The organism is Xanthomonas sp. BRIP62418 (assembly GCF_003993495.1).
GTDB classification, from domain to species: domain Bacteria; phylum Pseudomonadota; class Gammaproteobacteria; order Xanthomonadales; family Xanthomonadaceae; genus Xanthomonas; species Xanthomonas euroxanthea.
The window spans coordinates 163,898-178,707 of record NZ_QEZG01000049.1 but is presented as its reverse complement, the minus strand read 5'-3'; the positions used below and the strand labels follow the sequence as shown (position 1 = coordinate 178,707).

General features: G+C 65.0%; 12 protein-coding genes and 4 tRNA genes. 12 read left to right on the top strand and 4 right to left on the bottom strand.

Annotated elements, in window-relative coordinates; translation table 11 throughout:
* Positions 1–42 precede the first annotated feature (42 nt).
* From clpX to EO174_RS19060, 7 genes are all read left to right on the top strand, one after another.
* Positions 43–1,329, top strand: coding sequence for an ATP-dependent Clp protease ATP-binding subunit ClpX (gene clpX / locus EO174_RS19090; RefSeq protein ID WP_104582306.1), 1,287 nt, complete (start codon positions 43–45; stop codon positions 1,327–1,329).
* A gap of 144 nt (positions 1,330–1,473) precedes the next feature.
* Positions 1,474–3,945: an endopeptidase La gene (gene lon / locus EO174_RS19085; protein ID WP_104582307.1), complete on the top strand. Its 2,472-nt coding sequence runs from the start codon at positions 1,474–1,476 to the stop codon at positions 3,943–3,945.
* A 214-nt stretch (positions 3,946–4,159) separates the two neighbouring features.
* Positions 4,160–4,432, top strand: a complete 273-nt coding sequence (locus tag EO174_RS19080) for an HU family DNA-binding protein (RefSeq protein ID WP_024938423.1) — start codon at positions 4,160–4,162, stop codon at positions 4,430–4,432.
* An 11-nt stretch (positions 4,433–4,443) separates the two neighbouring features.
* Positions 4,444–4,518: transfer RNA gene (locus tag EO174_RS19075), tRNA-Val, on the top strand.
* A 28-nt stretch (positions 4,519–4,546) separates the two neighbouring features.
* A tRNA-Asp gene (locus EO174_RS19070) sits at positions 4,547–4,623 on the top strand.
* Between the two features lie 95 nt (positions 4,624–4,718).
* Positions 4,719–4,795, top strand: a tRNA-Asp gene (locus EO174_RS19065).
* A 164-nt stretch (positions 4,796–4,959) separates the two neighbouring features.
* Positions 4,960–6,930 carry a peptidyl-prolyl cis-trans isomerase gene (locus tag EO174_RS19060; protein WP_126946714.1) on the top strand — a complete coding sequence of 657 codons (1,971 nt, stop codon included), beginning with the start codon at positions 4,960–4,962 and terminating at the stop codon, positions 6,928–6,930.
* 649 nt (positions 6,931–7,579) lie between these two features.
* On the opposite strand, the gene EO174_RS19055 is transcribed toward EO174_RS19060, so the two are convergent.
* The gene (locus EO174_RS19055; RefSeq protein WP_126946711.1) at positions 7,580–8,764 is read right to left on the bottom strand and encodes a lytic transglycosylase domain-containing protein; all 1,185 of its coding nucleotides are present in this window, start codon (positions 8,762–8,764) and stop codon (positions 7,580–7,582) included.
* Entirely contained in the window at positions 8,761–9,528 is a 768-nt protein-coding gene (gene gloB, locus EO174_RS19050; protein ID WP_126946708.1) for a hydroxyacylglutathione hydrolase, read from the bottom strand. The genes EO174_RS19055 and gloB overlap by 4 nt, the downstream gene beginning before the upstream one ends.
* Before the next feature lie 12 nt (positions 9,529–9,540).
* Here gloB and EO174_RS19045 point away from each other — a divergent pair, with 12 nt between their 5' ends.
* From EO174_RS19045 to dnaQ, 3 genes are read left to right on the top strand one after another with little or no spacing between them, the layout of a single operon-like run.
* Positions 9,541–10,197, top strand: coding sequence for a hypothetical protein (locus tag EO174_RS19045; RefSeq protein ID WP_104582311.1), 657 nt, complete (start codon positions 9,541–9,543; stop codon positions 10,195–10,197).
* Positions 10,198–10,228: 31 nt separating this feature from the next.
* On the top strand, positions 10,229–10,681 hold the full coding sequence (gene rnhA, locus EO174_RS19040; RefSeq protein WP_104560340.1) for a ribonuclease HI: 453 nt from the start codon (positions 10,229–10,231) through the stop codon (positions 10,679–10,681).
* A 12-nt stretch (positions 10,682–10,693) separates the two neighbouring features.
* On the top strand, positions 10,694–11,428 hold the full coding sequence (gene dnaQ / locus EO174_RS19035; protein ID WP_126946705.1) for a DNA polymerase III subunit epsilon: 735 nt from the start codon (positions 10,694–10,696) through the stop codon (positions 11,426–11,428).
* A gap of 595 nt (positions 11,429–12,023) precedes the next feature.
* Here the strand turns inward: dnaQ and EO174_RS19025 are convergent.
* On the bottom strand, positions 12,024–12,728 hold the full coding sequence (locus tag EO174_RS19025; protein WP_104649527.1) for a PP2C family serine/threonine-protein phosphatase: 705 nt from the start codon (positions 12,726–12,728) through the stop codon (positions 12,024–12,026).
* A gap of 198 nt (positions 12,729–12,926) precedes the next feature.
* Between EO174_RS19025 and EO174_RS19020 the strand changes: the two genes are divergently transcribed.
* Positions 12,927–13,017, top strand: a tRNA-Ser gene (locus EO174_RS19020).
* Positions 13,018–13,115: 98 nt separating this feature from the next.
* A complete protein-coding gene (locus EO174_RS19015; RefSeq protein WP_104582314.1) occupies positions 13,116–13,520 on the top strand; it encodes a DUF6165 family protein in 405 nt (134 codons plus the stop codon).
* A gap of 234 nt (positions 13,521–13,754) precedes the next feature.
* Here EO174_RS19015 and EO174_RS19010 read toward each other — a convergent pair whose 3' ends face one another.
* The gene (locus EO174_RS19010; protein ID WP_126946699.1) at positions 13,755–14,804 is read right to left on the bottom strand and encodes a glycosyltransferase family 9 protein; all 1,050 of its coding nucleotides are present in this window, start codon (positions 14,802–14,804) and stop codon (positions 13,755–13,757) included.
* Between the last annotated feature and the right edge of the window lie 6 nt (positions 14,805–14,810).

Sequence of the window (14,810 nt, the reverse complement as noted above, 5' to 3'; positions counted from 1 at the left end):
CGAACCCCCGTGCATCGGGTGGGGTAACTGGGTAACAGAAGCATGAGCGAAGACCGCCAAGGTCGTTCCGGCGACAGCAACAAGATTCTCTACTGCTCGTTCTGCGGTAAGAGTCAGCATGAAGTCCGCAAGCTGATTGCCGGTCCCAGCGTATTCATCTGCGATGAGTGCGTGGAGCTGTGCAACGACATCATCCGCGAGGAACTCGAAGAGAAGGCGCAGTCGGCACGTTCCAGCCTGCCCAAGCCGCGCGAGATCCTCGAGGTGCTGGATCAATACGTGATCGGGCAGTTGCGCGCCAAGCGCACGCTCGCCGTGGCGGTTTACAACCACTACAAGCGTATCGAGAGCCGCAGCCGCAACGATGACGTCGAGCTGGCGAAATCCAACATCCTGCTGGTCGGCCCGACCGGTTCGGGCAAGACGCTGCTGGCCGAAACGCTGGCGCGGCTGCTCAATGTGCCGTTCACGATCGCCGATGCCACCACGCTGACCGAAGCCGGCTATGTCGGCGAGGACGTGGAAAACATCATCCAGAAGCTGCTGCAGAAGTGCGATTACGATGTCGAAAAGGCCCAGCAGGGCATTGTCTACATCGACGAAATCGACAAGATCTCGCGCAAGAGCGAAAACCCGTCGATCACCCGCGACGTGTCCGGCGAAGGCGTGCAGCAGGCGCTGTTGAAGCTGATCGAAGGCACGGTGGCCTCGGTACCGCCGCAGGGCGGCCGCAAGCATCCGCAGCAAGAATTCCTGCAGGTCGACACCAAGAACATCCTGTTCATCTGCGGCGGTGCATTCGCCGGACTGGACAAGGTGATTCAGCAGCGCTCCAACGATGCCGGCGGCATTGGCTTCGGTGCCAAGGTCAAGAGCAGCGAGCGCAAGCAGGAAGTCGGCAAGATCCTGGCCGAGGTAGAGCCGGAAGATCTGATCAAGTTCGGCCTGATTCCCGAGTTCGTCGGTCGCCTGCCGGTGGTCGCCACGCTCGAGGAACTGGACGAGCCGGCGCTGATCAAGATCCTGACCGAGCCGAAGAACGCCATCACCAAGCAGTTCAAGAAGTTGTTCGACATGGAAGGCGTGGAACTAGAGTTCCGCCCGGACGCCCTGTCTGCGATCGCCAAGAAGGCGCTCAAGCGCAAGACCGGCGCGCGTGGTCTGCGCACCATCGTCGAATCGGTGCTGCTGGACACGATGTACGAGCTTCCCTCGCAGGAAAATGTCAGCAAGGTGGTGGTGGACGAGTCGGTGATCGAGCACAAATCCGAGCCGTACCTGATCTACCAGGCGCAGCCGGCTCCGGCCAAGGCAGCGTCCGGCGATTGAGTCCCTGAGGCCGCTTCGCCGGGCCCTGGCCTCGCTCGCGGATAAAGGGTTTCCGAACGCTACTTGCAACACCTCGCCGATGGCCCCATAACGGGGCCATCGGCTTTTTTTACGCCCAAAACCCCCATTCCTGCGGAGCGCCCCATGGCCCAGTCCCAATCAGAAGTTCTCGATCTGCCGGTGTTGCCGCTACGCGACGTGGTGGTCTTTCCGCACATGGTGATTCCGCTGTTCGTCGGCCGTGACAAGTCGATGCGCGCGCTGGAAAAAGCCATGGAAGCGGACAAGCGCATCCTGCTGGTCGCGCAGAAGTCGGCCGAAACCGACGACCCGGCCGCCAGCGACCTGTATACCGTCGGCACGCTCGCGCAGGTGCTGCAGCTGCTCAAGCTGCCCGACGGCACCATCAAGGTGCTGGTCGAAGGCCTGTCGCGGGTCACTGTCGACAAGGTCGTCGAGCTGGATGGTGCGCTGCAGGGTCAGGGCATCGAAATCGAAGCCAGCGACGCGCGTGAGCCGCGCGAAGTGGAGGCCATTGCGCGTTCGCTGATGTCGCTGTTCGAGCAGTACGTCAAGACCAATCGCAAGCTGCCGCCGGAGTTGCTGCAGACCCTGGCCGGTATCGACGAGCCGGGCCGTCTGGCCGACACCATCGCCGCGCACATCGGCGTGCGCCTGGCCGACAAGCAGCGCCTGCTGGAAATCACCGAGATCGGCGAGCGGCTGGAGTTGCTGGTCGGGCTGGTGGACGGCGAAATCGACGTGCAGCAGCTGGAAAAGCGCATCCGCGGCCGCGTCAAGTCGCAGATGGAAAAGAGCCAGCGCGAGTACTACCTCAACGAGCAGATGAAGGCGATCCAGAAGGAGCTGGGCGATCTGGACGATGCGCCGGGCGAGCTGGAAGAACTGGCGCGCAAGATCGCCGAGGCGGGCATGCCCAAGCCGGTCGAGACCAAGGCCAAGGCCGAGCTCAACAAGCTCAAGCAGATGTCGCCGATGTCCGCCGAAGCGGCCGTGGTGCGCAACTATCTGGACTGGCTGCTGGGTGTGCCGTGGAAGAAGCGCACCAAGGTCCGCAAGGACCTGAAGGTCGCCGAGGACACGCTGGATGCCGACCACTATGGCCTGGACAAGGTCAAGGAGCGCATCCTCGAGTACCTGGCGGTGCAGTCGCGCGTGAAGCAGATGAAGGGGCCGATCCTGTGCCTGGTCGGGCCGCCGGGCGTGGGCAAGACCTCGCTGGGCCAGTCGATCGCCAAGGCGACCAACCGCAAGTTCGTGCGCATGAGCCTGGGCGGTATCCGCGACGAGGCCGAGATCCGTGGCCATCGCCGGACCTACGTCGGTTCGATGCCCGGCCGCCTGGTGCAGAACCTCAACAAGGTCGGCAGCAAGAACCCGCTGTTCCTGCTCGACGAGATCGACAAGATGTCGATGGATTTCCGTGGCGATCCGTCCTCGGCGCTGCTGGAGGTGCTCGATCCGGAACAGAACAACTCCTTCAACGACCACTACCTGGAAGTGGACCTGGACCTGTCGGAGGTGATGTTCGTCGCCACCTCCAACTCGCTCAATATTCCGGGGCCGTTGCTGGACCGCATGGAAGTCATCCGCATCCCCGGTTACACCGAGGATGAGAAGCTCAACATCGCCATGCGCTACCTGGTGCCCAAGCAGATCAAGGCCAACGGCCTGAAGCCGGAAGAGATCGAGATCGGCAGCGACGCGATCCAGGACATTGTGCGTTACTACACGCGCGAATCCGGTGTGCGTAACCTCGAGCGCGAAGTGGCCAAGATCTGCCGCAAGGTGGTCAAGGAAATTGCCCTTGCCGGTCCGCAGCTCGTTGCCAAGAAGGTGCCTGCCAAGAAGGGCACGCCCAAGGCGCTGGTCACGGTCAATGCGAAGAACCTCGACAAGTACCTGGGTGTGCGTCGCTTCGATTTCGGCCGTGCCGAAGAGGAAAACGAAATCGGCCTGGTGACCGGCCTGGCCTGGACCGAGGTCGGCGGTGAACTGCTGCAGGTCGAGTCCACGCTGGTGCCGGGCAAGGGCAACCTGATCCTGACCGGTCAGCTTGGCAACGTCATGAAGGAATCGGCATCGGCTGCGCTGTCGGTGGTGCGTTCGCGCGCCGAGCGCCTGGGCATCGATGTGGATTTCCTGCAGAAGCAGGACGTGCACGTGCACGTGCCCGATGGCGCGACACCGAAGGACGGCCCGAGCGCCGGTATCGCGATGGTGACCTCGCTGGTGTCGGTGTTGACCAAGGTGCCCATCCGCGCCGATGTGGCAATGACCGGCGAGATCACCTTGCGCGGTCGCGTGTCGGCCATCGGTGGCTTGAAGGAAAAGTTGCTGGCCGCGTTGCGCGGCGGCATCCGCACCGTGCTGATCCCCGACGAGAACCGCAAGGATCTTGCCGACATCCCGGCCAACGTCACGCGTGACCTGGAGATCGTGCCGGTCAAGTGGATCGACGAAGTGCTGGACCTTGCATTGGAGCGTCCGTTGGCACCGAAGAAGGCGAGCAAGGAAAAGGTCCGCAAGACCGCCTCGCGGGTTGCGGTTCGCGGCAAGTCACGCACTACTCCGGGTGCCCGCGTCAAGCACTAAAACCGCTTGTCTAAACCCAGGCGAAACAAGCCAAAACCCGCGTCGTTATTGGGTTTTGGCTTGCGTGCGGTTGGGGGCGCTGGTATAAATGCACGACTCGTGGGCGCGGCAAATTGTGATGCGTCACGCGATACCACTTGTGTCGGGTTCTTCGCTAACGGCAAGAGCGCCGATTGTCGATTCCGCGGCATCTGCCGCAAAGGGAGTTTCAAGAATGAATAAAACCGAATTGATCGATGGCGTTGCCGCTGCCGCTGACATCTCCAAGGCTGAGGCCGGCCGTGCTGTTGACGCGGTTGTGAGCGAAATCACCAAGGCGCTGAAGAAGGGCGATGCCGTCACCCTCGTTGGCTTTGGCACCTTCCAGGTCCGCGCGCGCGCTGAGCGTACCGGCCGCAATCCGAAGACCGGCGACAGCATCAAGATCGCTGCTTCGAAGAATCCTGCGTTCAAGGCTGGCAAAGCCCTGAAGGATGCAGTAAACTAATCGACTCGCTAGGGTGCTTAGCTCAGCGGTAGAGCGTCTCCCTTACACGGAGAGGGTCGGGGGTTCGAAACCCTCAGCACCCACCATTAAGCACCAGGCAACTGTTTCAAGCGCGGAGCGGTAGTTCAGCTGGTTAGAATGCTGGCCTGTCACGCCGGAGGTCGCGGGTTCGAGTCCCGTCCGCTCCGCCAGTTACACCGAAGCCCCTGAGCGATTGGGGGCTTCGTCTTCTTCACCGCATTCGCAATGCGGTTGCGGTGAAGAAGCAGAAGTCCAAGTTTAAAGCGGAGCGGTAGTTCAGCTGGTTAGAATGCTGGCCTGTCACGCCGGAGGTCGCGGGTTCGAGTCCCGTCCGCTCCGCCAGTTATACAAGGCCCCCGGCGTCATGCCGGGGGCTTTTTTTTGCGGCCATGGCGGTCATTACGCATCGAAAGCCAGGCCGAACCCGGTGCAGTGCGGGATTGGGCTGGGTGCCCGGCGTCAGGCGCGTTACACTGCGCGGCTCGCCCACAGGCCGTGATTTGCCAATGCTGCAGAAACTTCGCGACAAGACGTCAGGCTGGATCGCTACCGCCATCCTGGGGTTGCTGATGATTCCGTTCCTGTTCGTCATCGACAACAGCTACCTCGGCGGCATTGGCGCCAATAACGTGGCCAAGGTACAGGCACCACCGACATGGTGGAAATCGGCACCGTCCTGGTGGCCGGTGTCGCTGCTGTGGCAGCACCATGAAATCAGTACGCAGGATTTCCGCGCACGCTTCGAGCAGGCGCGCATGCAGGAGCGGCAGCGCCAGGGCGAGAAATTCGATCCGCGCACGTTCGAATCCCGCGAGAACAAGTTGCAGGTGCTCGACCAGCTGGTCGACGAGCAAGTCGTGCGTCTGGGTGCAGAAGATGCCGGCATCGTGATCGGCGATGCGACGGTACGCGATTACATCGCCGGCATTCAGGCGTTCCAGGTCGATGGCAAGTTCAGCCCCGACCAGTACCGCGCGGCCCTTGCGCAAGGCACGCCGCCGCGCACGCCGGCGCAGTTCGACGCACTGGTGCGCGACAGCTTGCAGCAGTCGGTGATTCCGCAGGCGATTGCCGAGTCGGGCTTTGCGACCAAGGCCGAGTTCGAGCGCCTGCTCAAGCTCATGGGCGAAACGCGTGACGTGCAACTGGCGATGCTGCCGCCGCCGGCCGCCGATACCGCCCCGGTCAGCGATGCGCAGATCAAGCAGTGGTACGACGGGCATACCCAGGATTTCCGTCAGCCGGAGACGGTGACGATCGAGTATGTGGAGCTCGATGCCGCCAAGTTGCCGCCGGCAACCGCCGCTGACGAGGCGACGCTGCGCAAGCGCTACGATGAAGAGAAGGCACGCTTTGTGGAGCCGGATCAGCGTCTGGCATCGCACATCCTGATCAGCGCCGGCAGCGATCCCGCCGCGCAGAAGGCCGCTGAGGAAAAGGCGGCCAAGTTGGCCGCACAAGCCAAGCAGCCGGGTGCCGATTTCGCCGCGTTGGCCAAGGCCAACTCGCAGGACCCCGGTTCCAAGGGTGCCGGTGGCGACCTGGGATGGGTCGAGAAGGGCACGATGGTCAAGCCGTTCGAAGATGCCTTGTTCGCGATGAAGGCTGGCGAGGTGGTCGGCCCGATCAAGAGCGAGTTCGGCTACCACGTGATCCAGTTGCGCGAGGTCAAGGGCGGCCAGGGCAAGTCGTTCGAGCAGGTGCGCGACCAGCTCGCCGCCGAGCAGCTCAAGGCCGATGCCGACAAGGCGTTTGCGGATGTGAGCGGCAAGCTGGTGGATCAGGTCTACAAGAATCCCACCGCGCTGGAGCCTGCAGCCAAGCAGGTCGGTCTGCCGGTGCAGACGCTGGGGCCGTTCTCGCGCGCCGATGCCAGCGGAATCGCGGCCAACCCGGCGGTGCTGCGCGCGGCATTTTCCGAGACACTGGTACAGGACGGCACGGTGAGTGATCCGATCACCATCGCGCCGAACCACAGCGTGGTGTTGCGCGTGACCAACCACACCGCCGAGGCGGCCTTGCCGCTGGACAAGGTGCGCGACAAGGTGATCGCGGCGGTCCATGCGGACCGCACCGAAAAGGCGGCCGCGGCGGCTGCCGATGCCTTGCTGGCACGGGTGCAGAAAGGCGAGACCCTGCAGGCGCTGGCCGCGAGCGAAAAGTTGCAGGTGCAGCCGATCCCGGGCTTGCCGCGCACCGCGCCGATTCCGACGCCGGCGGCAAACCGCGCAATCTTCAGCGCGCCGCGTCCGAGCGAAGGCAAGCCGTCGGTGGGCAAGGTGGAACTGGATGGCGGGCGCTTTGCGGTCTTCGTCATCAGCAAGGCGACTCCGGGCGATCTGAAGCAGATGCCGGCCGAGCAGCAGACCATGCTGCGCGAGCAGCTGAGCCAGATCGACGGCAACAACGCGGCGCAGGCCTACGTCAAGGAAATGCGCAAGCGCTACAAGATCCAGATCGAAGAGGCGCAGCTGTAACAGCTGCTCTTGGACTGGAGGAGAAAGAGCCCGGGTGACCGGGCTTTTTCTTTGGCCGATGCCGCGGGCCGCCGCCCGCTTTCCCTGCGGGGTGCTGCGTCATCCGGCTGCCGGCGTGACTGCGAGGCCGTGGTCGCATGGAGCCGGGCGGCGGGCGCATGGCGGCAACCGAGCTCAGGTGCTGCGCAGCGTTACCGGTTGGCTGCATGTCTGCCGGACGTGCGCGCTGGCCAGGTCGGGACTGCGGGTGGCAGCCGCGACGACGTGCGTGATTCAGTGTGCTGATCTGCCAGACCAGGAAGTGCCGGGGGTCGGTTTGCGCAGTTGGCGCCGTGGCGGAAGACTACCTGCGTGGGGTTGGTAACTGGCACTGCAGACGCGCAATCAACGGCTATCTGGGCTTGCAGCGATGACGGAGCAGTCGGGAGCATGCCGGCTCTCGATCCCGTCCGGGTTTTCTATTCCGCTAGGCTTCGCTGCAGCCACGCAAGCGACGGGCAAATGTCAGAGGCTCGGTTCGCATCCGACCTCCGTCTGCGCAGCGCGGCATGCGTCTTCCGCGTGCGCAATGTCGAATGCAGCGGCGTCGCTGGAGGAGTAGCCGTCAGCGGCGCGGGAGGTCAGCGGCGCGGGAGGCAGGCCGCGCGCGTCAGCGTGCGTCGTCGAACGACAACACCATGCCGGGCTTCAGCACGGCGCGCTTGTCCAGGCCATTGCTGGTGAGCAGGGTGGTGACGGTGACGCCGTAGCGACGCGCGATGGCCCAGGCGGATTCGCCATTGCGCACCGTATGCGTGGTGCGCGCTTGCGGCCTGGATGCCTTCGTCGCTGCGGTGGCAACGACCGTGGGAGCGTCAGCGCTGTGGTCGGCAAGGCTGTCCGTTTCGGCGGATGCGACCACAGTACCTGTCGCGCCCGGCTGTGCGGGTGCGATCGGGGCGAGCACGTGCACGCCGCGCGGTGCGGCGCGCGCGCTGGCCAGCGCCGGATTCAGGCGGGCCAGCAGTTGCGGCTCGATGGCACGTTGTCCCGCAAAGGCGTTGAGGCTGGTGCCGGCCGGCAACGCGTGTTCGGTGAGTACCGGCACCGGACGGTCGAGCGAGCTCAGCAGATTGCCTTGCTGCTGTGCATGGTCGAGCACACAGGCGAGTGCGTGCAGCTTTTCCACATATTCATAGGTGACCTTGGACATGCCGGGCAACTCGGACGGGCGGGCATTCTGCGCGTTCATGCCGGCACTGCGCATGGCCTGCAGCACGCGATACTCGCCGGCGTTGTAGGCCATCAGGGCCAGGCGCCAATCGCCACCGAACATGCCATACAGCGTCTTGAGATAGCGCACCGCCGCCGTGGTGGAGTCCACTGCCGAGAGGCGACCGTCGTACTGCGCGCCGACCGGGACATGATGGTTGCGGGCAGTGGTGGCGATGAACTGCCAGAGGCCGGCCGGGCCGCTGCCGTTGCGCGCTCCCGGGCGATAACCGCTTTCGACGAACGGAATCAGCGCAAATTCGGTCGGCATGTCCGCTTCGCGCAGTTCATCGACCACGTAGCCGAACAGCGGCAACACATCCTGCGCATCGTCGGCCAGACGGGCCGGCGCACGCGAGAAGTGTTGTTCCCAGCGCGTATCGCTATGCGCGCTGTCGCAGCCAGGGTCGGCGCGGCCGTCCAGAAACGAGGAAAAGATCTCCCGGCCATTGCGCACCTCGGGTGCGACGGTCTGGGTGATCGAGCTCTGTGCGGGGGTGAGGCGGCTTGCGTCGTTGGACGATGCGGCTGCAGGTGCTATGACCGCCGATGCGGCCAGCACTGCCAGAAGCAGGCGCCTCATGCGCGAAATTCGTCTTTCCAGCGCCGAAGTTCGGCGAAAACGTCAATTTCAGAGGAAAGTGCTCCGGCTGCACGCGATGCTACTGCGGCACGGATTTCAGGACTGCTGGTGCGTAGGAAAGGATTGGTGGCCAGTTCACTCTTGAGCGAAATCGGCAGGGTAGGACGGGCTGCTTGACGCATGGCCTGGGCTTCCTGTTGACGGCGCTGCAAGGCAGCGTTGGTGGGATCGACGTGCAGCGCAAAGGTCGCGTTGGCCAACGTGTATTCGTGGCCGCAACACACAAGCGTTTCGCCGGGCAGGGAGGCCAGGCGCTGTAACGCGTCGAACATCTGAGGAGCGGTACCTTCGAACATCCGCCCACAGCCTAGGCTGAACAGGGTATCACCGCTGAACAGATGGCGGTCGGTGACGAAGGCGATGTGGCTGCGGGTATGGCCCGGCACGTCCAGCACATCGAAATGGGTGCCAAGCAGGCTCAAGCGCTCGCCCTGGCCCACGCGGCGGGCCTCTGCGGGGATGCGTTCGTCAGCCGGGCCGTACAGTGCAAGGTCCGGCCAACGCTGCTGCAGCGCTGCCACGCCGCCGATGTGGTCGGCATGGTGGTGGGTCAACAGGACTGCGCTGGGACGGAAGCCGTCGCGCTCTGCGGCGGCGAACACCGGCTCGGCCTGGCCGGGATCGACGATGACCGCGCGGCCATCGGTGGCGACCAGCGCCCAGATGTAGTTGTCGTCGAATGCGGGCAGGGCGGTCAGTCGCATAGAATTGGGACCATGCCTGTCACGCCATTCTCCCGTCAAGCTGGCGTCTCATCCTGGTTTGAAACAGGTGCAGGGCGCAGCCTGCTCCAGCTGGAGCGCCGATTGGCGCTTGCAGCGCTGCAGACGCGCCCGTCGCAGCCCTGGCTGTGGCTGACGCCGACCACCGAGTTGCCGCCGCGCGAGGTCCTGCAGGGACGCGGGCTGCGGCTGTCTCGCAGCGCTGGCCGCTTTGTCGGCGACGCATGTTGCGCCATGCCGTTTCCGTTGCCGACCGAAAGCCTGCAGGCCATCGTGGTGCAGCATGCGGTGGTGGGCGGCGCGGCGGACTTCCTGGCCGAATGCGAGCGGTTGCTGATGCCGGGCGGGCGGCTATGGCTGTTCGCGCTCAATCCGCTGAGCCCGTACCGCTTTCGCTGGGCACGGCGTGGTCCGGTGGCGTTGCGGCCGGATCGCTGGCGGTTGCTGGCGCAGCGTGCGGGCTTGCAATGCGTGCAGACCGAGCGCTATCTGGGACCGATCTGGCGCACCGGGCGTGGCGCGGCCGACATCGATGGCGCACCCTGGCGCGCGGTGTATCTACTCGAAGTGGAAAAGCGCGCCGCAGCGTCGATCGGGCCGACCCCGATCGCGATGCCCTCGCGCTGGCCGCAGCCCGTGGCCACGATCTGACTACCGACCACTTTCCAAACACCAGAACCTGATGAAATCCATTGAAGTGCATACCGACGGCTCCTGCCTCGGCAATCCCGGGCCGGGCGGTTGGGCGGCCTTGTTGCGTTACAACGGCCGCGAGAAGGAACTGTCCGGCGGCGAAGCCACCTCCACCAACAACCGCATGGAATTGATGGCGGCGATCATGGCGCTGGAAACGCTCACCGAGCCGTGCCAGATCGTGCTGCATACCGACTCGCAGTACGTACGCCAGGGCATTACCGAGTGGATGTCCGGCTGGGTGCGCCGCGGCTGGAAGACGGCCGGCGGCGACCCGGTCAAGAACCGTGAACTGTGGGAGCGGCTGCATGCGGCCACGCAACGTCACCGCATCGATTGGCGCTGGGTGAAAGGCCACAATGGCGACCCGGACAACGAGCGCGTCGACGTGCTCGCCCGCAATCAGGCCATCGCCCAGCGCGGTGGCAGCGCAACCGCGTAAGCAAGAGGATTCATGCGTCAGATCATTCTCGATACCGAAACCACCGGCCTGGAATGGCGCAAGGGCAACCGCGTCGTCGAAATCGGTGCGGTGGAGCTGCTGGAGCGGCGCCCGAGCGGCAACAACTTCCATCGCTACCTGAAGCCCGATTGCGATTTCGAACCCGGTGCGCAGGAAGTGACCGGGTTGACCCTGGAGTTCCTGGCCGACAAGCCGCTGTTTGCCGATGTGGTCGAGGAGTTCCTGGCCTACATCGACGGCGCTGAGCTGATCATCCACAACGCCGCGTTCGATCTGGGATTTCTGGACAACGAGCTGTCGCTGCTGGGCGACAACTACGGCCGTATCGTCGATCGCACCACCGTGGTGGATACCCTGATGATGGCGCGCGAGCGCTATCCGGGGCAGCGCAATTCGCTGGATGCCTTGTGCAAGCGCCTGGGCGTGGACAACTCGCATCGCCAGTTGCATGGCGCCTTGCTCGATGCGCAGATCCTGGCCGATGTGTATATCGCGCTGACCTCGGGTCAGGAAGAAATCGGCTTTGCCAGCGCCGATACCGGCCAGCGCAGCGAGCATGGCGAGGGCATGATCACCTTCGATCCGGCGCTGCTGTTGCCGCGCGCACGGGTGGTGGTAACCGCGTCGGAGTCGCAGGCGCACGAGGCGCGCCTGGCGCACCTGCGCAAGAAGGCCGGGCGCGCGTTGTGGGATGCGCCGGTCGAAGAGGTGGCCGCTGCCGGGTAGTGCGGCTTTCGGCAACTGGTGTCCAGCTGTCGCGCGGCGGGCGATGTGGTGGGAGTGCAGTGCGCAGTTGGTGCCCGGCGAGGCCGCGAAGTACGCGCCCGGAATGGTTACCGCGCGGGTTCGATGCCCGTGCCTGGCTCTGCCAACGAAGCTGATGTCTCTCTGGTCTAGTGCGGAGCGGGATGATGTTGCTCTTCGCTGCAGGCCGGTGATCTGCGGCCTGGCTGCAGGGCCCTTGCCCGCCCACCATCGCACGCCGTGAATCCATCCATGGAGGCTCTTACGCGGCATCCATGCCGCGTAAGGTCCCGCGACGGTGGGCGGGCAAGGACCTGTCGAGATGGTCGGTGTGCAGGGTATTCGACCAGGCAGCCCACTCATGCTCTGGTGCAGTGCTCTCGGCGGTTCCGGGACCCTTGGCGGCATGAATGCCGCCAGGGAGTTTTTAGGATTAGATCCACGGCGTGGCCCGCAGGCGGTGAGGACGTCGCGCCCTCGACCGACCAGGCGTTTGTTTGCCTCCAACCAAAATGCGGCCAACAACACCCTTGCGCTCACCGCCAGCCGGGTGCTCGCTACGCTTCGTTGGCCGCGTTTAGTAGCTGCGCACCAATATCGCGGTGATGTTGTCCGAGCCGCCGCCATCGAGCGCGGCGGCGACCAGGCACTCGACACACTCCTGGGCGCTGCAATCGGCCTGCGACAGGGTTGTGGCGATCGCGGCGTCGTCCACTTCTTCGGTGAGGCCGTCGCTGCACAGCAGCAGCTGCATGCCGGATTTGAGTTCGCCCTGCATGGTGGCGACATTGAGGTGGACCGGATCGGTGACGCCCAGGGCCTGGGTCACCACGTTGCGATGCGGATGCGCGCGCGCCTGCTCGCTGGTCAGGGTGCCCTGGGCGATGAGTTCCTGCACATAGCTATGGTCCTGGCTCAGTTGCGCCAGCCGCCCGTCGCGCCACAGGTACGCACGGCTGTCGCCGACCCAGGCCACTTCGAAGCGCTGGCCGAGTACGCGCGCAGCGACGACCGTGGTGCCCATCGGCAAGGTGTCGTTGCAGCGGCGCGAGGTCTTGATGATCTCTTCGTCGGCGATGCGTACCGCCTGCGCCAGCGGGGTGCCGGCGCGCACCTCGCGCACGATGGTTTCGCGCGCCAGCGCGCTGGCCACTTCGCCGCAGGCGTGCCCGCCCATGCCGTCGGCCACCAGCCACAGCCCCAATTCGCTGTCGCCGTAGTACGTGTCCTCATTTAGGTCACGGCGCAGGCCGACATGGGTAAGGTGTCCGAATTCGAGCATGGGGGCGGGTCGCCAAAGAGAGGAGGTGCGTGACCATCATCGCGGGGCGGCCGGCCAGCAGCAACACGCCGATCGCCGATGCCGCAGGGCGGGTTCACGCCCGGAGCCGCGATCGTGCCGGCGATGCCGGCCCGGGCCGCTTGTGGCCGGGCGCCCGTGCCCGTATGATGCACGGCCCCGGGACACTGGGGACCATCTGGAGAGGTGGCAGAGCGGTTGAATGTACCTGACTCGAAATCAGGCAGGCGTTTATAGCGCCTCGGGGGTTCGAATCCCCCCCTCTCCGCCAGATTCGCATCAGCCCCCGCAAGGGGGCTTTTGTTTATGTGTCGCCGCCGCGCGCTGCTGCGCTGGCTACAATCGCCCGATATCCGTTGGAGGCCTGTCATGTCCGAGATCCTGGTACCCGTGTCCTTTGGCGAGCTGCTCGACAAGATCGCGATCCTGCAGATCAAGTCCGAGCGCATGCGCGACCCCGCCAAGCTGGCCAATGTGCGCAGCGAGCTGTCCGCGCTGGAGACCAGCTGGATGGCGCATCCGGCCGCCGGCCACGACATCGTGCGTCTGCGCGCCGCGCTCAAGGCCGTCAACGAGCGGCTATGGGTGATCGAGGACGACATCCGGCTCAAGGAGCAGGCGCAGAGCTTCGACGACGGCTTCGTGCAGCTGGCGCGCAGCGTCTACATCGAAAACGACGAGCGCGCGCGCATCAAGAAAGAGATCAACCTGGCGCTGGGTTCGTCGTACGTGGAAGAGAAGTCGTACCAGGACTATCGCGCCACCGGTGCCTGATGGCCGCTGATCGCGGGCCTGCGTGACCGGAGGCGTGACGGCGGCCGGTCCGTGAGCCGCGCACCCTGGCGTGCCGCCAGGGTGTACGTCATCGGGTACCGCAATGATTGGTTGCCGCGCGTGCCGGGTCGGGGTTTCGCCGTTGTTCCCGGCTGTTCTGCGCAAACGGGGCCGCGGCGCGGACCGTCCGACAGCGATTGACTCCCCGTCCCGGCGACGATCCGCCGCCGGTCTTCAGCGCGGATGATCACCACGATAACGCTCGAATGCGGCGATCGCATCGTCCACGGTGATCAGTGCCATCACCTCGTCGAATTCGATCTTAGTGCCCCATTTCAGCTGGTCGGCCGGCTTGCCCAGGTACTTGCGGGCGGCCGCGTCGTACCGGTCCACGCAATAGCGCACGTCCGAATACGGGCCGCTGCGCAGTGGATTGCTGGCCGCATGCAGGCCCAGCACCTTGGTGCCCATCGCGTTTGCGATGTGCATCGGCCCGGAATCGGGGGTGACTACCAGATCGGCGCGGGCGAGCAGGGCGGGGAGTTGCTTGAGCGTGTCCTTGCCGACCAGGTCCAGCACCGGCGCGCGTGTGGCCGCGACGATGGCATCGGCGGTGCTGCGTTCCAGCTCACTGCGGCCACCGCACAGCACGACCCGCCAGCCCTGGGCTGCTGCATGGTCGGCCAGCGCGGCATGGCGGTCGGGATACCAGTTGCGGCGTGCGTGGCTGGAGCACGGCGAAATCATCAGTACCGGGCGGCCGTCGTCGTCCCATTGTGCGCGTGCCCAGTGATGGGCCTCGTCGGGAACCGGCAGATCCCAGCGCACCTGGCGCTGGGTCAGGCCGAGCGGCTGGGCGAAGCTGCCGATGGCGTCAAGCACGTGGATGCCGGGGCGGTCGGCGATGCGTTCGTTGACGAACAGGCCGTGCAGGTCCTTGGAACGGCTGCGGTCATAGCCGATCCGCCGCCGCGCCGGCACGAAGGCCGACAGCACATTGGCGCGCAAGGCCACCTGCATCTGCAGCAGCGCATCGAAGCGGCCCAATGGCGCCAGCGACTGGCGTAGCGCGCGCATGCCGGCCACGCCGGTGCGCTTGTCGTAGGCGTGGAACTGCACGCCGGGCAGGCCGTCGAGCAATTTCAACCCGGCCTTGTCGATGATCCAATGCAGCTGGCTTGCCGGAAATCCCGCCTGCAAGGTGCGCACCAGCGGCACCACATGGGTGACGTCACCCAGGGCGGACAGGCGCAGCAGGCATAACGAAGCGGGCGTAGAAGCCATGGTGTT

Bases quoted from the DNA above. Each gene is read 5' to 3' on its own strand.
- clpX (WP_104582306.1), top strand. From the start codon at position 43: ATGAGCGAAGACCGCCAAGGTCGTTCCGGCGACAGCAACAAGATTCTC.
- lon (WP_104582307.1), top strand. From the start codon at position 1,474: ATGGCCCAGTCCCAATCAGAAGTTCTCGATCTGCCGGTGTTGCCGCTA.
- EO174_RS19080 (WP_024938423.1), top strand. From the start codon at position 4,160: ATGAATAAAACCGAATTGATCGATGGCGTTGCCGCTGCCGCTGACATC.
- EO174_RS19060 (WP_126946714.1), top strand. From the start codon at position 4,960: ATGCTGCAGAAACTTCGCGACAAGACGTCAGGCTGGATCGCTACCGCC.
- EO174_RS19055 (WP_126946711.1), bottom strand. From the start codon at position 8,764: ATGAGGCGCCTGCTTCTGGCAGTGCTGGCCGCATCGGCGGTCATAGCA.
- gloB (WP_126946708.1), bottom strand. From the start codon at position 9,528: ATGCGACTGACCGCCCTGCCCGCATTCGACGACAACTACATCTGGGCG.
- EO174_RS19045 (WP_104582311.1), top strand. From the start codon at position 9,541: ATGCCTGTCACGCCATTCTCCCGTCAAGCTGGCGTCTCATCCTGGTTT.
- rnhA (WP_104560340.1), top strand. From the start codon at position 10,229: ATGAAATCCATTGAAGTGCATACCGACGGCTCCTGCCTCGGCAATCCC.
- dnaQ (WP_126946705.1), top strand. From the start codon at position 10,694: ATGCGTCAGATCATTCTCGATACCGAAACCACCGGCCTGGAATGGCGC.
- EO174_RS19025 (WP_104649527.1), bottom strand. From the start codon at position 12,728: ATGCTCGAATTCGGACACCTTACCCATGTCGGCCTGCGCCGTGACCTA.
- EO174_RS19015 (WP_104582314.1), top strand. From the start codon at position 13,116: ATGTCCGAGATCCTGGTACCCGTGTCCTTTGGCGAGCTGCTCGACAAG.
- EO174_RS19010 (WP_126946699.1), bottom strand. From the start codon at position 14,804: ATGGCTTCTACGCCCGCTTCGTTATGCCTGCTGCGCCTGTCCGCCCTG.